The sequence below is a fragment of the Aestuariivita boseongensis genome (assembly GCF_001262635.1).
Lineage (GTDB): Bacteria > Pseudomonadota > Alphaproteobacteria > Rhodobacterales > Rhodobacteraceae > Aestuariivita > Aestuariivita boseongensis.
Genome location: NZ_JXYH01000016.1, coordinates 51,434 through 70,800 on the forward strand (window position 1 = coordinate 51,434; position 19,367 = coordinate 70,800).

A 19,367-nucleotide genomic window follows, 5' to 3' on the forward strand; every position below is an offset into this window, starting at 1 on the left:
CCGTCTTGGGCATGTTCAACTGCGGAAAACTGGACGGGATCTGCCGTTTTGCCTGTTCATGATCCCGCGATGAAACTGTCATCTGGGCTTCACGCGCAAACTGATGTCGGGGAGTCGGCATGGTCAAAAGGCACACTCGTTATGGTCATTGGTTTTCGGTACGACCGCACGGAATTGCCTTCCCCAAGGTCGGTTAACGTCACACTGGCAACGAATTCCGGCGAAATTATGACAAGAATGGTACGAAACTGATTAAAGAAAAAATTGCGCCAAATGCACAGAGTACAACCTTGGGGATAGCTGCCTCAGCGCGGAAACATGACGCTAAATCGCTTCAGGCAACCAAAAGGAATTAGGTAACTATCTGTTTCTATATAATTTTTTTGAAGAATGCGACGTCCTGCATCAGTCATCGCAATTCATTGTCAAAAACAGAGCTGCCTCCGCCCGCAACCCGGCCAAGCATGCGGCTTTTGCCCAAATTATACCTCTGAAGGGTCAACTCCGCCCCCTCTCAGGCACGTTCCGGCCACGCTTTGACACGCGGTTGTCGCAATCTGGCGCGATTCCCGGGGGTGCCGCCATGATTTTACCGCACAACATGCACCGCGCAGGCCGCATGCCGCACCACTTGCGACGCGGTGGAACCCAGCAGAAGATCCTGCATGCCGGGCCGGTGCGACGCGATAATGATCAGGTCGGGTTCATGTTCCTGCGCCCAGTCCAGTATGCTGCGACCGGAATGCCCCTCGATCAGAACGCCTTTGGCGCCCGGCACGGTTTCGGCCAGCCTGTCCAGCTCGGCCTGAATACCTTCGCGGGTCGCTTTCAGGTAATCTGGCGGCATATAGGTCAGGGCATAGCTGGGCACATGTTCCACCACATGCAACAGGGTGATTTTCGCCCCGTCGTTGGCCAGCAGTCTGGCCAGCTTCAGCGGGCCACCCACATCGCGTTCTTCGTCAAAAGAAATCGGGACCAGAATATTGTGATACATGGATTATCCTTCCTTTTTGCCATGGGAAGATGTTCGCACGAAACGCAGGCCGCGGCCTTGATCCACGTCAGCCGGGACTACCAATGGCGCGTGCCGGGTGCGCCCTTGATCCTGCCTTCCAGGTTTGGCGTCACCCAGCCACCGTAAAAATCGCCCGGCTGCGGGATGACGCGTACGTTGCCAACGTAACAGGCGCCCATCTTTCCGGCGTAAAAGGACAGATAGCCCGCCAGCGGCTTGAAGCTGAGACTGGGCTTGTCATAGGTCCAGGCGGCGGCTTCGGCCACGTGATCGCCGACGATCACATCGAAATACTGCGCCACGCCTTTCCATTCGCAAAACGTGCGGCCGGCGGCAGGGCGCAGATCGGACAGGATGTCATCTTTGGGGAAATAATAGGTGGGGGCGTGAAACGTCTCGATCGCGCGCAGTCCCCGCGTGGTTTCTGCCACCACCGACCCGGCGAATTCAATCCGCAGCTTCTCCCTGACCGGTTCCAGACGCGGGGGTCTGGGGTATTCCTCAACGTTCTCGGGCTTCAACCCGAAATGGTCACTTGCCGTCATCGTCCCTCCCAGAACGCCGGATCGATGTTGCACCCTGTGAAAAAACATAACTCTAAGACTCGTTTTTCAAGGATAAAGATCGACCGCAACAACCAGAGGTAGATCAAACGATCTACAACGCGGCAAGAGCCTTTTCAATTTCGGCCAAAAGTTGCGTGACTTCTGTGTGCGCAGGGCCCTTCGGCGCCTCAATCGCAGCGCGGCCCTTGCCCAGCGTTTCGGCATAGACAACCCGGTTGGCCAAAGGCGTTTCAGCCACTTCCGCAGACAGCTCCGCCGCCTTCTGCGCCACATCCGCCGCCAGCCGCGTGCCGGCGCGATTGCGGGTCATCACGATCATCGCGGGCTTGTCTTCGCGGTCGGCCAGGTACAGCACCACTTCAACTGCCCACAGATCCAGATGCGAGGTCGCCACCGGCACCAGAACCAGATCCGCCGCCCGCAGCGCGGGCCGCAAATCGCTGTCCGCCTTGGGCGGCGTGTCGATAATCACGATGTCATGGGCCTTGGCCAGCTTGCGGCATTCATAGGTCACGCCCCAGGCCGAGGCGGTGGAAAATTCGATCCCCGGATCTTCCGTGTCCTCCAGCCGCGTCATGAACCACCGGCCCGCGCTGCCCTGCGGATCGGTGTCCATCAGCGCCACGGATTTGCCCGCACGTGCGAATGCAACGGCCAGGTTTACAGCCAGCGTGGTCTTCCCCGACCCGCCTTTCTGCTGCGCGATTGCGATGACATAACCCATAGCTCACCTCTTTTGCTGCAGTGCAGCATACAGCAACCGCCCCCAGCCTTCCAGCGGGGAATTTCGCGACGTTGCGGCGATAAGCAGTTGTTAACCAAAATCGACGATTGCTCGGCCATGAATTGGCCGGGCCTCTTTCTTTGCTGTCTGTCCTTCCTGCTGGGCACCTTACCCGCAGGCGCAAACCCATGGCCGCGCGAAAAGGGGCAGGTGTTCATCGCTGCCACGGGGACCTATCGCTATGACCACGAAACCCGGCTTGCCGAAGGCGATGCGGGCTTTACGCCGAATACGGGCTGACCGATCGCTATACGCTTGGCGTCGACGCGATGGACAACCTTTACGATTACACCCACGCCTATATCTTCGTCCGCCGCGCGCTCCTGTCCCCCGACCGCAAGCTGAAACTGGCCGCAACGCTGGGCCTTGGCGCGTCCCGGCGCGGGCTCAAATGGGGGAACATGGCGCGGATCGGCTTTTCGCTGGGCCGTTCCACCCGGATCTGGAAACCCGGCTGGTGGACGCTCAGCACCGCCGTGGAACAGCACGCGCTGTGGGACGACCCTACCTTCAAGCTTGACGCGACCTTCGGGCTTCACCTGACGGACCGTCTGAAAACCTTCGTCGATCTGGAAACCAGTCAGCGCAAGGGCGGCAGCGACACGCTGACCCTGCGCGGCTCTCTCGCCTGGGATACCGGGCGCGGAGCGCATCTGGTCTTCGGGGTCGAGGCGAAGGACGCCGCCTACCGCGCCATCGGCCTGCGTGCGGGCATCTGGCGCAGCTTCTGACCGACTTGCCGCGCCCCTGCACGCGCCCTACCCTGCGGCCATGACCAACCCCATCCGCCCCACCGATGACGCCGCCCGCGACATGGCCCGCGGCCTGATGGCGCAGGCGCGCTTCTGCGTCATCGCCACGCTGGACGACACAGGCGCGCCCATGACCGCCCGCATCGCCCTTGGCCTGGCCCCGGATGGCGGCCCGGTCAGCCTGATTTCGCAGCTTTCACAGCACACGCAGGCTCTGGCCAAGGACCCGCGCTGTTCCCTCCTGCTGGGCGAGCCCGGGCCAAAAGGCGACCCTCTCACCCATCCGCGCCTGACATTGCAGGCCCGCGCGCAGATGGTCCCCCGTAACGCGCCCGAATTCGACGCAATGCAAAACGGGTGGCTCGAAAGCCACCCGAAATCGCGCCTCTATATCGGCTTTGCCGATTTCCTCTTTGCCCGTTTCCAGATCAGCACGGGTTTTCTGAACGGCGGCTTCGGCAAGGCTTTCACCCTGACAGCCGCCGATCTGGGGCTTTAATCGATCCGCACACCCATCGACACATCGCCCCGGAACGCCCGCCGCCAGCGCAGCTCGACCTGGTCACTGCCCGACCCGCTTTCGGGGAAAACATTGGGGTAATCCCATTCGATCACGTTGTTGTCGTTGCGCAAATTCCCGGTCACCACCACCGAATCCACGCGCTTCGCCCAGCCTTGAAACGGCAGCTCCGCGCTGGGATCGACCGTCCAGACAGAAACCGCCGTAGCCTCTGAATGGGTCACCCAGGCAGGATTGGCCACCTGCGCCGTCACCTGATTATAGGAGTTGCCGTTGAAATTCACATCCTTGAACCGGCTCCGATCCAGATCCGAGAATGACGTATCCACCCGCTCGGCACGGTCAATCGTCGCTTGCACCGCGCGGAACTTGTTGCCGGTGATGCTGACCCCGTTCAGGAAATGGCCCGCCCCATGTGGTTTCACCACAATGAAACTGAACCAGGGCGCCACACCGCTGACCAGGAAGATATTGTCCGCCACCGTCAGTGCCGAGAACGAAAACCCCCCGGTGAAATCCGGCGTCGGGTCATATTCATTCGTCCATTCGATGAAAGCGTTGTCCACGTAATTCCCGGTCAGGATCGTGCTGCAATAACTCCCCGCAATGATGATCCCCGGAGACCTGATGCCATTGGCGACCGTATCGCCCTGGAAAAAGTGATTGCCGATGATCAGGTTGTTCGACCCACCCAGCACCAGGAAATGCTTGAACTTGGTCGCCCGGTTGTTGCGGATCTTCAGGTCGTTCGACACCGCATTCATCGCGATCGACACCCGATCGGGCACATCCAGCGCGTCTTCCGCCGACAGGAACTGGCAGCGGTCGATCAGCATCCCCTGACAGCCATTCCCGTGCGAGGTGATGCAGCGATCCCTCGCCCGCGAAATGAAGCAGTCCTTCACATGAAAGATCAGCCCCGAAGGCGCCAGCAGAATGCCCGAGGCCACCTCGCGGCACTGGATTTCGACATCCTCCAGCACGAATTTCGACAGCTGGCTGAAGCCGCTGAAATCCAGGATGTATTTGAACCGCCGGAAGGTGAAACTCTGCGTGCCCGCCGCATCGAACAGGGGCGCGTTCAACGTCACCGTCTGTTGGGCCACGTTTGTCGAGGTCACGTAAACCTCGCGCCCCACGCCATTGCCCTCAACCAACGACCCGATCTCGATATTGGCCACGTTCTGCACCGCGCTCAGCGTGCGCGCCGCCGCCGGATCATAAGTCGCCAGCGATGTCACCACGGTGGTATCCCAGGCCGCATCGCCCACCGCCTCCAACTGGCCATTGCGGATCACACGCCGCGTGGCAAAGCTGTCGCGATTAGGCACCGCGGCCTGCATGTCGATGGACGCGGTCACCCTTACATTCCGCCCGCCCATATCCAGCGAATCGTGATCTGCATTGTTCAGCAAAGCCTGAAACGCCTTCTTGAAGGCCAGCTCCTCATCGCCAAAGGCGTCGATATAGGTGGGCAGATCGAATTCCTTGGTCAGCACCAGCATCCGGTCCACGGGCATGGTGACTGTGCCTTCGAATTCCACCCGGCTGTCGATGGTCACATCGCCGCCCAGATAATAGGTGCCCGCCGACACCATGACGCGCCGCCCGGCCGCATCGACATCCGCCGCCTCGAAGGCCGCGCTGTCATCGGTGACGCCATCGCCCACTGCTCCGTAATCGCGCACATCGACCCAGTTCATCATCGTGCGCAGGAAGGCGCTGGTGATATCCTCGATCTCGACATCGTCGATGCGGACAACACCGCCATTCGCCCCGGTCAGATCCAGCCCGAAATGCCCGTAAAGCGCCGCACGCCCCCAGACCATATCAACGCCCGCGCGATTGCCCACGCCGACGATGGCGCTGACCTCCACCACATCGCCATAGCTGGTCAAAGGCACCGTCGGACCCACCTGCACGACACCGGGCACATTCACGCCACCCGCGCCGCCAGCCCAACCCGCAATCCGGACCGAGGGCAGCGCGCCACTGATCGCCTTCACCCGCGCCCTGATCCGCAGGTAACAGCCCGGCAACAGAGGCGTTTCGCCCAAGTAACGCAGTTTCTGCGTGGCATCTGTCTTCAGGATCTCCAGCGCGCCGCCGAAATCCGCATCCGCCGGCACGAACGCGGCGTTGGGATCGCCGTCATAGGTATCCGACCCCGGCGTGCCATCGCCGCTCGACCATTGATCCAGCCCATTTGAAAACGCAGGCGGCATCAGTTGCACGCCATCGGTGATCACCTTGTTCATGAATATCCCTTTCCGCGCCCTGCCTGCGCGCGCAGGCAGGCACCCAGCCCAAAACCTGATCTGCCAGACCTCGCGCCCGGCAGGGAAAAGGGGATATCAACAAGGGATTAACCTCGGCTTGGACCACCGTACGCTGGCCAAATGCGCCCAAGATTTTTCGAAAAATCTTGGGCCCTCACTCAGAGGCCATCACGCCGTGGCAGGCGGGTTCGCCAGAATACGCACACCATTGATCTTCCACGCGCCGTCTAGCTCGACCATTTGATATTCCAGTACGTGGATCGCGCCATCCGCATCGGTGATCATGACCTTCTGAAACAGGAACCCGGCTGTTTCCCGCAGCTCCAGATACTGCACGTCGGCCGGCCGCCACACCATCGGGTATCCGCCCCGCACCATCCGCCCGAAATTCTCGGGCGTCTGGAACAGGCCCTGGATCGTCGGGCTGGCATAGGTGAAGGCCTGGTCAAAGTCGTCCGCCTTGAACGCCTCCAGCTGTGCACCGATCGTGGCCTCGATATCCGCGCCCTGCGCCTGCGCTGCGGGTGCCGCGCTCCACAGCCCCCAGGCCAGAATCAAACTCAGAAAGATGCGCACCATATCAAAGCCTCCCGTTAACCAGATGCTAACGGTAGAGCGTTGTACAAAACGGTCAATTCACCCCGCGCAGGCGGTACAAACCGGTTAATCGACCAGATCACCCGCCAGCGCGCTGTCGATCAGGGCAATGGTCTCCTCCACGCCATAAAGCGCGATGAACCCGCCAAAGCGCGGCCCCTGGGACGCCCCCAGCAGCACCTCATAAAGCGCCGTGAACCAGCCCCGCAGCGGGTCAAACCGATCCCGCCCCACGGCATAGACCACCGATTGCAATGCCTCGTCGTCCACCGGTCCGTCATAATCTGCCAGCTGCGCACGAAGCTCTTCCAGCGCCGCACGCTCCTGATCCGTCGGCAACCGGTAAGTCTTTGTCGGCTTTACAAAATCATTGTAATACCGCACCGCAAACCCGGCGGCCTCATCCATATCCGGATTGTTCTCCGGCGACGCATCCGGCGCATAGCGCTGAATGAACCCCCACAGCGTTGCCTTGTCCTCGGCCCCCGCCACGCTCGCCAAATTCAACAGCATCGCAAACGGCACCAGCATCCGGCTTTCGGGCACATCGCCCCCGTGAATATGCCACACCGGGTTGTTCAACTGCCCCTTCTCATCCTGCGTCGGATAAGCGCGCAGCTGCTGGTGATACTCATCCACCGCCTTCGGAATCACGTCAAAAAACAACCGCTTAGCCGTCTTGGGCTTCTGATACATGAAATACGACAAACTCTCGGTCGAGGCATAGGTCAGCCATTCATCAATGCTCACCCCGTTGCCCGACGACTTGGAAATCTTCTGTCCGTTCTCGTCCAGAAACAGCTCATAAGTGAAATGCTCCGGCGGCCTTACCCCCAGCACCCGGCAAATCCCGTCATAGATCGGCGTATTGGTGGAATGGTCCTTGCCATACATCTCGAAATCCACACCCAACGCCGCCCAGCGCGCGCCGAAATCAGGCTTCCACTGCAGCTTCACATTACCGCCGGTGACAGGCAGCGTCCACTCGCGCCCGTCCTCATCGTCAAAGGTGATCGTGCCGTCCTTGGCATTCACATCCTTCATCGGAACATACAGAACCCGCCCCGTTTCAGGATGCAGTGGCAGGAAGATCGAATAGGTCTGCTGACGCTCCTCGCGAAGCGACTTCAGCATGATCTTCATGATATCGTCATAGCGCTCCGCCGCGCGCAGCAGGATCTCGTCAAACTGGCCCGAGCGATAAAATTCCGTGGCCGAGATAAACTCATACTCGAACCCAAACGTATCCAGAAACCGCCGCAACATGGCGTTGTTATGCCCGCCGAAACTGTCAAACTCCCCGAACGGGTCCGGCACCGATGTCAGGGGTTTCTGCAAATGCTCTTTCAGCATCTCGGGGTTGGGCACATTGCCCGGCACCTTCCGCATCCCGTCCAGATCGTCGGAAAAGCAGATCAGCTTCGTGGGAATGTCCGAGATCAGCTCGAACGCCCGCTTGATCATCGTCGTGCGCGCCACTTCGCCAAAAGTGCCGATATGCGGCAGCCCCGACGGCCCGTAGCCCGTCTCAAAGAGCACATAGCCCTTCTCGGGCGGCGCCTTTTCATAGCGTTTGAGCACCCGCCGCGCCTCTTCAAAGGGCCAGGCTTTCGAGGCGAATGCAGCTTCACGCAGTTGAGACATCAGGGCTCTCCATAACTCCGCCACGCAATCGGCGCGCGGCGATCCGCCACTCCCTATTGTGCGGCACGGGTGGCGTCAATATTCTCCACCCTAACAGCAGTTATGCACCCAAAGGATGCCTCCCCCGTGCCCAACGACACCTCCTCCCTCTCGCTCAGCGCGCAGGACTGCCTGGTCGCGGTGATGATCGCCGTCTCCGTCTCTGACGAGGACATCCGCACCGCCGAGCTGGTCAAGATCCAGTCCGCCGTGAACCTGCTGCCCATCTTCGCCGATTATGATGATGACCGGATCAGCTGGCTGGCCCAAACCGTTTTCGATCTCTTCGAACAGGAAGACGGGCTTGATGCGCTGTTCGGCCTTGTCCGCGAAAACCTCCCCGAACGGCTGTTCGAGACCGCCTATGCCTTGGCCTGCGATGTGGCTGCCGCTGACGGCACGCTGCAGGAATCCGAACTGCGGCTTCTCGAAGAAATCCGCTACGAGCTGAATATCGACCGCCTCCATGCGGCCGGCATCGAACGCGGTGCCCGCGCGCGGCACCTGACGTAGAGGTTGCGGTGTTGGGGGCGCTGCCCCCGGCCCCAAGGGGCCTCCCCCGCCGGTATTTGGAAAGAGAAGAAGATCAGGGCGTACCCCTGCTTCTTTCTGGCCCTAAATACCCAACAAAACAAAAAGACTGCGCCGAAGGCGCTCAATTGAACTCAGCCGCCATACAGCTGGTCCCACCGCATGATCAGCGCCTGCTGCAAACGCTTGGCCTTGCCATTCCACGTCCGCGCGCCCTGCGGCACCTCGCGATCCTGTTTTTTGATACGCGCCCGGATATCCGTATCGGCGCTGAATATGGCAAAGGCCAGTTCCTTGCCCTTGGCGGTGGTGATGTATCCGCCAAGGCCCGACACGAAATTCAGCGTCCCCGTTTTCGCATCCACCTTCACCGGATGGTTCCGCAACACCCGGCCCTTTTCATCGCGCAGGGCAATCGGTTTCAGAATGGGGCGCAGCACATCGCGCTTGCGCACCTGCACCAGCACCTGGACCAATTCCTGCGCTGTCATGCGCGAGGCATCCCCAAGCCCGGAATGATCCACCAGATCGACCGATTGCATCCCGAAGCGCGCCCGCGCCCAATCGCTCATCGCGCGGCCCGAGGCGCGCAGCGAATTGGGCGATCCGCCCCGCGCCCGCGTTGCCGCCAGCCCCACCATTTCCGCAGTCAGGTTCGTCGACCATTTCAGCATGTCGCGCAGGATGATCCGCAAAGGCTGGCTGAAAACCTGCCCGATCGACTGCGCCCCCGCAGGCAGGGATTTTGACACCTCAGCCTGTTTCAGCGCGATCCCCTGAGACCGCGCCAGCGTGCGAAACACGTCACCGGCATAAAGCGCAGGCGACCGCACCGGCAACCATCGCCCGCCATCCCGGCCCAAGGCCCTTCGCGCGACCGACCATTCGTCGACGCCGTTGCGCTCGCGATAGCTGTAGACAGGCAGACTGCGATCGGCCAGCCGCATCCGCGCGGTCTGCACCTCGGGGCGATAACGCTCGGTCCGCGCATCCATGCTCAGCGCATAGCCGTTCGACCCCCGTTTCCACTCGAAATAGACCCGGTTGTAATTCAGCGCGATCCCCGCCACGGCGGGGCTGTATCCCACGTGATCGGGCTGGCCCGGATCAATGCTGCGCACGAAAGGCAGCGCCCCGTCATAGACGCGGAACTTGCCTGTCACCTCGCGCACGCCGGCCTCTTTCAGCCGCGCGGCCAGCGTGGCCAGACCGTCGGTATCCAGCGTCGGATCGGCCCCGCCCGCCAGGTACAGATCGCCCCGCAGCACGCCGTTGGTGATCGGCCCATCCGCCATGATCCGCGTCTGAAACCGATGCTCCGGGCCCAGCGCCTCCAGCGCGTAAAGCGCGGTCAACGCCTTGGTCACGCTCGCGGGCGGCTGGCCTGTGGTGGCGTTCACCCCTTCCAGCACAACGCCCGTGCGCACATCCGCCACAGCAAAACTGATCTTGCCGGACAGCCCCGCATTGGCGACCAGGCTCTCGGGTCCGCCCAGCGCGCGCTTGGCTGCGCCTGCAACGCGCGCCTGCGGGCGCAGCGACACAGTCGGCGCATTGGCAAAAGCCGGTCCGGCACCGGCAAAGGCCACCAGTCCTGTCAGTACCGATCTGCGCGAAATGCTCCGTCCCATGAACAGGAGTTAACCGCAGGTTCAGCCTGGAAACAACCGTCCCGAACGGCCTTGTCACACCTGAGTGCGCAATCAGCCTGTCCAATCTCCCCGCGCACGAATTGCTGTCGAAGAATGAGGCACCATAGGCACATTCACAAATGACCAGACCGGCGCCTGCGCCCGGCCCAGCAACCGCGCAGCACGCCCCGAAAGCCGCGCAAAGCGATAGATGCGTGCCGCCCGGCTCATCCGAGCCGAGATACGGTCGCCGGGTCGCGCAATCACCCCCATGGGCACCTGTTCCACGATGCTGCGCCAGTCCTGCCACAGGTGCAGCTGCGCAAGATTGTCCGCGCCCATCAACCAAACGAAACGCACACCGGGATATCGTTTGGCCAAAGCCTGCAGGGTTTCGGCCGTGTACCGGGTGCCAAGGCGCGATTCGATGTCGGTGACTTTCACGCGTGGGTGGTCCATCACCTGCCGCGCGCGGGTCAGACGATCATCCAGCGGCGCCGGACCGCGGGTTTTCAGCGGATTGCCCGGACTGACCAGCCACCACACCCGATCCAGCCCAAACCGCTTCAGCGCCTCGCGGGTGATGTGCGCATGCCCGTCATGGGCGGGGTCGAACGACCCGCCCAATAGCCCGATCACCTGACCCGGCCGTGCTGTGGGTTCACCTGATGTCATCCCTGCCTCGCAGCGCTGGTATGGCTGCCCGTGTCCCACATCCTGCGTTCTTCGTCCAGAAGGCGCTGCGTGGCTCCGGTTCGGCCAAAGCCTCCATTGCCGAGCCTTGATGCAATCGCTATCTAGGCCCGAAACCAGATTTCCCGTGAACGGAGCATTCCATGGCCGCCTATCAATACGTCTATCACATGTCCGGCGTCTCCAAGACATATCCCGGTGGCAAAAAGACGTTTGAAAACATCAACCTGAATTTTCTGCCCGGCGTGAAAATCGGCGTGGTGGGCGTGAACGGCGCGGGCAAATCCACGCTGATGAAGATCATGGCGGGTTTGGACAAGGATTTCTCGGGCGAGGCCTGGGCCGCCGAAGGGGCGAAAGTGGGCTACCTCCCGCAGGAGCCGCAACTGGACGAGAGCCTCAACGTCCGTGACAACGTGATGCTGGGCGTGGCCGAGAAAAAGGCCAAGCTGGATCGCTTCAACGAACTGGCGATGAATTACTCGGATGAGACGGCCGATGAAATGGCCGCCCTGCAGGACGAGATCGACAGCCAGAACCTCTGGGATCTCGACAGCCAGATCGATGTGGCGATGGAAGCCCTGCGGTGCCCGCCCGATGACGCCGATGTGTCGACCCTTTCGGGCGGTGAAAAGCGCCGCGTGGCGCTGTGCAAGCTGCTGCTGGAAGCACCCGACATGCTGCTTCTGGACGAACCCACGAACCACCTGGATGCCGAAACCATCGCCTGGCTGCAACAGCACCTGATTGATTACAAAGGCACCATCCTGATCGTCACCCACGACCGGTATTTCCTGGATGATATCACCGGCTGGATCCTGGAACTGGATCGCGGACGCGGCATTCCTTACGAGGGGAATTACTCCTCGTGGCTGGAACAGAAGGCCAAACGGCTGGAACAGGAAGCGCGCGAGGACAAATCCCGCCAGAAAACCCTGGAACGCGAGCTTGAATGGATCCGTCAGGGCGCCAAGGCGCGCCAGGCCAAGCAAAAGGCGCGGATCAACGCCTATAACGATCTGGCCCAGCAATCCGAACGCGAAAAGATCACCCGCGCGCAGATCGTCATCCCGAACGGCCCGCGTCTGGGCAGCAAGGTGATCGAGGTGAACGGCCTGAAGAAAGCCATGGGCGACAAGCTTCTGATTGAGGATCTCAGCTTCTCGCTGCCGCCCGGCGGCATCGTGGGCGTGATCGGCCCCAACGGCGCGGGCAAATCCACGCTGTTCAAGATGCTGACCGGTCAGGAAAAGCCCGATGCCGGCACGATCGAATATGGTGATACGGTCCAGCTGTCTTATGTCGACCAGTCCCGCGACGATCTCAAAGCCAATGACACCGTGTGGGAGGCGATCACCGGCGGGGCCGAGATCATCCAGCTGGGCGATGCGCAGATGAACTCGCGCGCCTATTGCTCGGCCTTCAACTTCAAGGGCGGGGACCAGCAGAAGAAGGTCTCTCTTTTGTCGGGCGGCGAACGCAACCGGGTGCATATGGCGCGGCTTCTGAAGGAAGGCGGCAATGTGCTGCTTCTGGACGAACCCACCAACGATCTGGACGTCGAAACCCTGCGCGCGCTGGAAGACGCCCTCGTCGATTTCGCGGGCTGCGCGGTGGTGATCTCACACGACCGCTTCTTCCTCGACCGGATCTGCACCCATATCCTGGCCTTTGAAGGCGACGCCCATGTGGAATGGTTCGAAGGCAATTTCGAGGATTACGAGGAAGACAAGAAACGCCGCCTTGGCCCCGACGCGCTGGAGCCAAAACGGATCAAGCACAAGAAGTTTGTGCGGTAACTGGCATGACCGGTAGGCCGGGCTTCAGCCCGGCACACCGCGACAAAGGCGGGCTGAAGCCCGCCCTACGCCACCTCTCCGAAATATCCTTCGGGATCAATTCCAGACCATTCGGGGTCAACACGCCCCAAGCGAATATCCCGATGGATCGAAGATGGTATCCAATCCACGGGGCGATCCACTAATCCGTGTTTGACAGGATTCAGCCAGCAATAGCGCATGTGTTTTTGCAGATCGCGCTCACTCCGGCAGTGATGTTCCCAAAACCTGCGTTGCCAGATGCCGCGTTCGCGTTTTTCTTGCCGTAGGCCGGGCTTCAGCCCGGCATACCGGCCAGATTGAACAATCGGCAAGGTGAATGGCGGGCTGAAGCCCGCCCTACACACAGCCGCCGTAAAGCGCGATTTGATCGCGCTCCATCGCACCGAATAATCGTGATCCCCTTCGGGCAATGTCCATACCGCATGCATGTGATCGGGCAGGACAACCCATGCCTCGATTGCAAACGAGCGATCATTGCGGGCTTGACGCACCGCATCGCGCAACAGCTCGAGATGCTCCAACAAAAGGGACGACCGCCGATCCGCCAGACAGACCGAAAAAACACACGCGCACCTGGCACACGGGGACGAAGATACACCGACATCCCGCAGCCTTACCCAAATCTGCTTAACACATCGTTTCCCTTGCCAGATCCCCCCAAGCCTGTCATACGCGCCCGCAGCTTACGTTTTTCTTTTTCGACCCACTGTCTCCCTTCCACCGGCTTCAGTCTATCGATCCAGACCGACCACAGCCGGGCTGCCGCACTTCCGCGGGCAGCGTTTATTTAGGAGACTACGGATATGGCCAACGGCACCGTAAAATGGTTCAACACCACCAAAGGCTTCGGCTTCATCGCACCTGAAACAGGCGGCAAGGACGTTTTCGTCCATATTTCCGCCGTCGAACGCGCAGGCCTGACCGGTCTGGCCGACGACCAGAAAGTGACCTTTGACGTCGAAGCCGGCCGCGACGGCCGCGAAAGCGCGACCAATCTCGCGCTGGCATAAGTTTCGCTTTCTTAACGGGCGGTTGCAGGCAATCCTGCGGCCGCCCGTTTTGCAATTCAGACTCGGCAATCCTTCGCGCATCGCGGATGCCTGACTTGAAATTGTTACATCCCGGCCCCATATCTGAGCGTGCTACGTTATCTACTTCGACCTGTCTCCTACACGGCGGTCAGTCTTCGATTTTAGACAACCACCGCCACACCGTTGCACTTCCGCGAACGGGACACAGTAAGGAGAACACGGAAATGGCCACTGGCACCGTGAAATGGTTCAACACCACCAAAGGCTACGGCTTCATTGCACCTGACGGGGGCGGCAAGGACGTTTTTGTCCATATCTCTGCCGTTGAACGCTCGGGTCTGACCGGCCTCGCCGATGACCAGAAAGTCACCTTTGAGCTGCAGGAAGGCCGCGACGGTCGCCAAAGCGCGGTGAACCTGGAACTGGCCTAAGCGCCACGTCATCGCTTGAACGGAACGGCCCCTGTATCAGGGGCCGTTTTTTTTGCGCGATCATGTTTCAACCCCTCACATTGCCGCGACAGGTCTCGCAAATCCTCACCCCACGGCCCAGCTTGCGGGCATGAGATATCTGCCCGCGCTGATCGCCCCCGCCGCCCTGGCCCTGCTGGCCCTTGCCCTGAACCTGACCCAAAACCTGGGCGCTCATCCCTGGTGGGCGCAGACCGTGATCCTGATCGGCCTGCCACTTGGCCTGATCCTGGCCGCGCTTCTCAGCCGATGGCCTGCCTCTTGGCGCATCGCGATGGTGCTTTTGGGGACGGGCGCGGCATTCGCCGCAGCGACACTTGGCAAGGCGCGGTTCGCGGCCTCATATGCGGAAGACGCGCTGGCCGGGCAGATGTGGTATTTCGGCTGGATCGCCACCTGCGCGCTTGCCTCTGCCCTATTTGCAACAGCGTTGTGGCCAAGGCGCGGCGGCCATTGATTTTTTACTCTTCCAAGAGAAAAATATCTGCATCTGTAATTCGTGTTTGATTAAAGGCCTGCCATGCTGACCCGTCGCCATTTTCTGATAACCACCGCCGCATCCACCGCTGCGCTGACCCTGCCCAACCTTGTTGAAGCCGAAGAATACGTCTTCGATCCCACGCCGCAGGAAGTGCGCATCAAGAAAGATTTCCTCCCGGGCGAGATTCTGGTGCTGCCGCGCTCTTATTACCTCTATTGGGTGACCGAACCGCGCAAGGCGATCCGCTATGGCGTGGGTGTGGGCCGCGCGGGGCTGGAATTCACCGGCTCCGCCACGATCGACCGCAAGAAAGAATGGCCCACCTGGCGCCCCACGAACGAGATGATCGAACGTGAACCCCACCGCTATACCCAGTTCATCGACAATGACTACATCATGCCGGGCGGGCCGAATAACCCTTTGGGCGCACGGGCGCTTTATCTCTTTCAGAACGGTATCGACACCTATTTCCGCATCCACGGCACCAATGCGCCGCAGACCATCGGAAGTTCGGTTTCAAACGGCTGTATCCGCATGCTGAACGAGCATGTGACCGATCTCTATGACCGGGTGCCTGTGGGAACCAAAGTGACGGTGCTTTAAAACACCACGCGCCACAAAAGCAGACTGGGAAGCGCGAAAGCAAAGGCGATGCAGAACATCTGCGCCAGCTTCGCGCCCTTCATGTAAAGATCGTCCTCAGTCATTCCGCCTTCGGCCGATTTCTGCGCCCGCAGCTGGGCCTTCTGCAGCTCGATTTCGGTGTCCAGATTTTCCATGCGCGACATCGTGTGATGAACCTTCTTTTCCTGTGGAGGGGAAGATGGGTTGCGTCGGGGAAATGTCCACTTGAAGGGCGCGAATTCGCCGCCTCACACGACGCTGACGCGCAAAACCGCGCAGCAGACCCGTTCAACTTTTGGTGATCACGCCCCGATCCGAGTCGAAAACGCCCCTTATCCCGCCCCGGCCCGCGCGATCAGATCCAGCACTTTCGGCCCGATCCCTTCGACGATCTGCGCCACACCCTTGGCATTGGGATGGATCCCGTCGCCCTGCATTACATCGCGCAGCCGGGCGGGATCTTCGGCGGCCTCACCGAAACCGGCAAAGAAACTCTCCAGGTACAGCGTGTCATAAGTTGCCGACAGGTCGGGATAGATCGCATCGAACTGGGCCTTGAAATCGGCCCCGTAATTGCCCGGCGCTTCCATCCCCACCAGCAGAACATCGACATCCCGCGCCTGCGCCTCCCGCAGGATCGCCTCGATATTGGCGCGGCTCACCACCGGGTCGATGCCGCGCAGCAGGTCATTGCCCCCCAGCGCCACGATCATCGCATCGACGTCGGGCGTCAGCGTCCAGGCAACCCGCGCAGCCCCCCCCGCAGTCGTATCCCCCGACACGCCCGCATTGATCAGCCGCACATCCGCGCCCTGCCCCGCCAGCCAGCGTTGCAACTGGGGAACGAACCCGTCCTCCTCAACCAGACCATAGCCCTGGGTCAGGCTGTCGCCCAGCGCCGCAATCGTCACCGTCTCGGCCCGCGCGGCCATGGCGGACATCAGGAAAACAATCAAAATCCATGCCTTGCGCATGTGCTCACCCGCTCCATATCCAAAGGTATTGTTCAACCGACAGGGGTTTCATGGCTGAACCTGTACTCTCGCTTAAAGATGCGTCTTTGTCGCTGGATGGCAATGCCGGGCGTGTCGACATCCTGCATGCAATCACGCTGGACGTGGCGCAAGGCGACACGCTGGGGCTGATCGGGCCGTCGGGGTCGGGCAAGTCGTCGCTTCTGATGCTGATGGGCGGGTTGGAGCGTGCGACAGGCGGTACCATCACCGCCCTGGGCCGCGACCTGACCGCGATGGACGAAGACGCGCTCGCGCGGTTCCGCCGCGATCACATGGGCGTGGTGTTCCAGTCCTTCCACCTGATCCCCACCATGACCGCGCTGGAAAACGTGGCAACGCCCCTCGAACTCGCAGGCCACAAAGACGCCTTCGACCGGGCCGAGGCCGAGCTGGAGGCCGTGGGCCTGGCCCACCGCGCGGGCCATTACCCCACCCAGATGTCCGGCGGCGAACAGCAGCGCGTGGCGCTGGCCCGCGCATCGGCGCCGCGCCCCGATATCCTGCTGGCGGATGAACCTACCGGCAATCTCGACGCCACCAACGGCCAGGCGATCATGGACCTGCTGTTCGGCCTGCGCGACCGGCACGGGGCGACGCTGGTACTGGTCACCCATTCCCGCGAGCTGGCCCAGCGCTGCGACCGCGTGATCCGCCTGCGTGACGGGCGCATCGATCAGGCCGCCCAGCAAGAGGCCGCTGAATGAGCCTGAAGATCGCCGCGCGCTTTGCCCGTCGCGAGCTGCGTGGCGGGCTGTCGGGTTTCCGTATTTTCCTGGCCTGTCTGGCCCTTGGCGTGGCCGCCATCGCCGCCGTGGGCACCGTCCGCGCCTCGATCGAGGCGGGGCTTGCCCGCGAAGGCGCAGCCCTTCTGGGCGGCGACGCGCAGATGGAGTTTACCTATCGCTTCGCCTCTGACGCCGAGCGTGCCTGGATGGAGGCCAACGCCTCCTCCGTGTCCGAAGTTACCGATTTCCGCTCCATGGCCGTGGTCGACGGACCGGACGGCCCCGAACGCGGACTGACACAGGTGAAATCGGTCGATGACGCCTATCCGCTGATCGGCGCTGTCGGGCTTGAGCCGGAGATGCCCTTCGACACCGCCATGGAAGGGCAGAACGGCCTGCCCGGCGCTGTCATGGAACGCGTGCTGATCGACCGGCTGGGGATGGAGATCGGCCAGACCTTCCAGCTTGGCACGCAGGATTTCATCCTGATGGCCGAAATCACGCGGGAGCCCGATACATCCGCTGGCGGCTTCGGCCTTGGCCCCCGCACCATCGTTCGCACCGAGGCGCTGGCCTCCTCCGGCCTTTTGGAGCCCGGCACGCTCTTTTCCACGCAATACCGCCTCGATCTGCCCGACGACACCGACCTTGCCGCCATCGCCAGTGAGGCGCGCAACCAGTTCGAAGACAGCGGGCTGCGCTGGTCCGATGCGCGCAACGGCGCGCCGGGCATTGCCGAATTCGTGGATCGGCTGGGCGCGTTTCTGGTGCTGGTGGGCCTGTCGGGGCTTGCCGTGGGGGGTGTGGGCGTTTCGGCCGCTGTGCGGGCCTATCTGGCGCGCAAGACGTCCGTGATTGCCACGCTGCGCACGCTGGGGGCGGATCGCGCGACGATCTTCCAGACCTATTTCCTGCAGATCGGCCTTCTGTCGCTGGCGGGCATCGCTATCGGCCTGATCCTTGGCGCGATCATTCCGCTGCTACTGTCCCCGGTGATCGAAGCCCGCCTGCCCATCCCCGCCGCCTTCGCCATCTATCCCGCCCCGCTGATGGAGGCCGCGATCTATGGCCTGCTGACCGCGCTGATCTTCACCCTCTGGCCCCTGGCCCGGACGGAAGAGGTGCGCGCCGCCACTCTTTTCCGCGACGCGCTCTCCACCGCGAAACTCTTGCCGCCTTTCCGGTACCTGCTGGCCACGGCCCTTGGTCTGGGTGCGCTGATCGGGCTGGCGGGCTGGTTCAGTCAGGCGATGACGCTCACCCTCTGGACGGCGGGGGGCATTGCCGGTTCGCTGATGCTGCTGGCGCTTTCGGCCATCGCCATCCGCTTCCTCGCCCGCCGTCTGGGCCGCGCCGCGCGGGGCCGCCCGGCCCTGCGCTGGGCGCTTGGCGCGATCAGCGGACCGCGCGAGGGCGCGGCGTCCGTCGTGCTGTCGCTGGGGCTGGGCCTGTCGGTGCTGGCCGCCGTGGGTCAGATCGACGGCAACCTGCGCAACGCCATCTCGGGCGATCTGCCCGAAGTGGCGCCGTCCTATTTCTTCGTCGATATCCAGCGCGACCAGATGCCGGGCTTTACCGAACGGCTGGAAAACGACCCGGCCGTGTCCCGCGTTGACAGCGCGCCCATGCTGCGCGGCATCATCACCCGCATCAACGACCGCCCCGCGCGCGAGGTCGCGGGCGGCCATTGGGTGCTGGAAGGCGACCGCGGCGTAACCTATTCCGAGGACCTGCCCGACAACACCTCGATCACCGCAGGGGAATGGTGGCCCCGCGATTATCAGGGCCCGCCACAGATCAGCTTCGCCGCGGAAGAGGCCGAGGAAATGGGCATTGGCATCGGCGACATGCTGACCGTGAACATTCTGGGCCGCGATATCACCGCCGAAATCACATCCCTGCGCGAGGTCGATTTTTCAAACGCCGGGATCGGATTCATCATGTCGATGAACCCCTCGGCCCTGGCGGGCGCGCCGCACAGTTTCATCTCGACCGTCTATGCCGAAGACGCGGCCGAGGCGCAGATCCTCCGCGACCTCGCCGGCCAGTTCCCCAACATCACCGCCATCCGCGTACGCGACGCGATTGATCAGGTCACCGATCTGCTGGCGGGGCTGGCGGCCGC

Annotated in this window: 22 protein-coding genes; 11 read left to right on the plus strand and 11 right to left on the minus strand. The window is 61.9% G+C overall.

Translation table 11 applies throughout. The annotated features are described in order from the left end of the window. Positions 1-589: 589 nt before the first annotated feature. From TR61_RS08640 to parA, 3 genes are all read right to left on the minus strand, one after another. On the minus strand, positions 590-997 hold the full coding sequence (locus tag TR61_RS08640) for a universal stress protein (RefSeq protein WP_050929575.1): 408 nt from the start codon (positions 995-997) through the stop codon (positions 590-592). Between the two features lie 77 nt (positions 998-1,074). Next, a complete protein-coding gene (locus TR61_RS08645; protein WP_050929601.1) occupies positions 1,075-1,563 on the minus strand; it encodes a DUF427 domain-containing protein in 489 nt (162 codons plus the stop codon). 112 nt (positions 1,564-1,675) lie between these two features. Beyond that, the gene (parA, locus tag TR61_RS08650; RefSeq protein ID WP_050929576.1) at positions 1,676-2,308 is read right to left on the minus strand and encodes a ParA family partition ATPase; all 633 of its coding nucleotides are present in this window, start codon (positions 2,306-2,308) and stop codon (positions 1,676-1,678) included. Positions 2,309-2,395: 87 nt separating this feature from the next. Between parA and TR61_RS08655 the strand changes: the two genes are divergently transcribed. Genes TR61_RS08655 through TR61_RS08665 form a run of 3 tightly spaced genes read left to right on the plus strand, consistent with a single transcriptional unit; the run spans position 2,396 to position 3,619 of the window. Next, positions 2,396-2,608 (plus strand): hypothetical protein, encoded by a 213-nt coding sequence (locus TR61_RS08655; protein ID WP_172676954.1) that lies wholly within the window; start codon positions 2,396-2,398, stop codon positions 2,606-2,608. A gap of 29 nt (positions 2,609-2,637) precedes the next feature. Then, positions 2,638-3,099 carry a hypothetical protein gene (locus TR61_RS08660; RefSeq protein WP_050929578.1) on the plus strand — a complete coding sequence of 154 codons (462 nt, stop codon included), beginning with the start codon at positions 2,638-2,640 and terminating at the stop codon, positions 3,097-3,099. A gap of 40 nt (positions 3,100-3,139) precedes the next feature. Then, complete coding sequence (locus TR61_RS08665) at positions 3,140-3,619, plus strand: HugZ family pyridoxamine 5'-phosphate oxidase (protein WP_050929579.1); 480 nt, start codon at positions 3,140-3,142, stop codon at positions 3,617-3,619. Here the strand turns inward: TR61_RS08665 and TR61_RS08670 are convergent. From TR61_RS08670 to TR61_RS08680, 3 genes are all read right to left on the minus strand, one after another. Beyond that, the gene (locus TR61_RS08670) at positions 3,616-5,898 is read right to left on the minus strand and encodes a glycosyl hydrolase family 28-related protein (RefSeq protein WP_050929580.1); all 2,283 of its coding nucleotides are present in this window, start codon (positions 5,896-5,898) and stop codon (positions 3,616-3,618) included. The genes TR61_RS08665 and TR61_RS08670 overlap by 4 nt on opposite strands. A gap of 189 nt (positions 5,899-6,087) precedes the next feature. Next, positions 6,088-6,498 (minus strand): DUF4864 domain-containing protein, encoded by a 411-nt coding sequence (locus TR61_RS08675; protein ID WP_050929581.1) that lies wholly within the window; start codon positions 6,496-6,498, stop codon positions 6,088-6,090. Positions 6,499-6,582: 84 nt separating this feature from the next. Further along, complete coding sequence (locus tag TR61_RS08680) at positions 6,583-8,160, minus strand: lysine--tRNA ligase (protein ID WP_050929582.1); 1,578 nt, start codon at positions 8,158-8,160, stop codon at positions 6,583-6,585. Between the two features lie 183 nt (positions 8,161-8,343). Here TR61_RS08680 and TR61_RS08685 point away from each other — a divergent pair, with 183 nt between their 5' ends. Beyond that, positions 8,344-8,712: a tellurite resistance TerB family protein gene (locus tag TR61_RS08685; protein WP_425394204.1), complete on the plus strand. Its 369-nt coding sequence runs from the start codon at positions 8,344-8,346 to the stop codon at positions 8,710-8,712. 152 nt (positions 8,713-8,864) lie between these two features. Here the strand turns inward: TR61_RS08685 and dacB are convergent, their stop codons facing one another. Both dacB and TR61_RS08695 read right to left on the minus strand, forming a co-directional pair. Continuing rightward, the gene (gene dacB / locus TR61_RS08690; RefSeq protein ID WP_050929584.1) at positions 8,865-10,361 is read right to left on the minus strand and encodes a D-alanyl-D-alanine carboxypeptidase/D-alanyl-D-alanine endopeptidase; all 1,497 of its coding nucleotides are present in this window, start codon (positions 10,359-10,361) and stop codon (positions 8,865-8,867) included. 72 nt (positions 10,362-10,433) lie between these two features. Beyond that, positions 10,434-11,036, minus strand: coding sequence for a nicotinate-nucleotide adenylyltransferase (locus TR61_RS08695; protein WP_050929585.1), 603 nt, complete (start codon positions 11,034-11,036; stop codon positions 10,434-10,436). Positions 11,037-11,197: 161 nt separating this feature from the next. Between TR61_RS08695 and ettA the strand changes: the two genes are divergently transcribed. Beyond that, positions 11,198-12,853 (plus strand): energy-dependent translational throttle protein EttA, encoded by a 1,656-nt coding sequence (gene ettA / locus TR61_RS08700; RefSeq protein WP_050929586.1) that lies wholly within the window; start codon positions 11,198-11,200, stop codon positions 12,851-12,853. A gap of 65 nt (positions 12,854-12,918) precedes the next feature. Here the strand turns inward: ettA and TR61_RS08705 are convergent, their stop codons facing one another. Further along, a complete protein-coding gene (locus TR61_RS08705) occupies positions 12,919-13,419 on the minus strand; it encodes an REP-associated tyrosine transposase (RefSeq protein WP_342669420.1) in 501 nt (166 codons plus the stop codon). Positions 13,420-13,698: 279 nt separating this feature from the next. Between TR61_RS08705 and TR61_RS08710 the strand changes: the two genes are divergently transcribed. The 4 genes from TR61_RS08710 to TR61_RS08725 all read left to right on the plus strand — a co-directional run bounded on the left by TR61_RS08710 (position 13,699) and on the right by TR61_RS08725 (position 15,480). Further along, a complete protein-coding gene (locus TR61_RS08710; RefSeq protein WP_050929587.1) occupies positions 13,699-13,905 on the plus strand; it encodes a cold-shock protein in 207 nt (68 codons plus the stop codon). A 245-nt stretch (positions 13,906-14,150) separates the two neighbouring features. Then, positions 14,151-14,357 carry a cold-shock protein gene (locus tag TR61_RS08715; RefSeq protein ID WP_050929588.1) on the plus strand — a complete coding sequence of 69 codons (207 nt, stop codon included), beginning with the start codon at positions 14,151-14,153 and terminating at the stop codon, positions 14,355-14,357. Between the two features lie 130 nt (positions 14,358-14,487). Continuing rightward, entirely contained in the window at positions 14,488-14,853 is a 366-nt protein-coding gene (locus TR61_RS08720; protein ID WP_050929589.1) for a hypothetical protein, read from the plus strand. A 63-nt stretch (positions 14,854-14,916) separates the two neighbouring features. Further along, the gene (locus TR61_RS08725; RefSeq protein ID WP_050929590.1) at positions 14,917-15,480 is read left to right on the plus strand and encodes a L,D-transpeptidase; all 564 of its coding nucleotides are present in this window, start codon (positions 14,917-14,919) and stop codon (positions 15,478-15,480) included. Here the strand turns inward: TR61_RS08725 and TR61_RS08730 are convergent. Both TR61_RS08730 and TR61_RS08735 read right to left on the minus strand, forming a co-directional pair. Further along, positions 15,477-15,656: a hypothetical protein gene (locus TR61_RS08730; protein ID WP_216595375.1), complete on the minus strand. Its 180-nt coding sequence runs from the start codon at positions 15,654-15,656 to the stop codon at positions 15,477-15,479. The genes TR61_RS08725 and TR61_RS08730 overlap by 4 nt on opposite strands. A 177-nt stretch (positions 15,657-15,833) precedes the next feature. Continuing rightward, on the minus strand, positions 15,834-16,475 hold the full coding sequence (locus tag TR61_RS08735; protein ID WP_050929592.1) for an arylesterase: 642 nt from the start codon (positions 16,473-16,475) through the stop codon (positions 15,834-15,836). A gap of 50 nt (positions 16,476-16,525) precedes the next feature. On the opposite strand from TR61_RS08735, the gene TR61_RS08740 reads away from it, so the two are divergent. Both TR61_RS08740 and TR61_RS08745 read left to right on the plus strand, forming a co-directional pair. Beyond that, a complete protein-coding gene (locus TR61_RS08740) occupies positions 16,526-17,221 on the plus strand; it encodes an ABC transporter ATP-binding protein (RefSeq protein WP_050929593.1) in 696 nt (231 codons plus the stop codon). Further along, the coding region (locus tag TR61_RS08745; protein WP_050929594.1) for an ABC transporter permease at positions 17,218-19,367 on the plus strand (2,150 nt) is incomplete at its 3' end. The genes TR61_RS08740 and TR61_RS08745, both read left to right, overlap by 4 nt.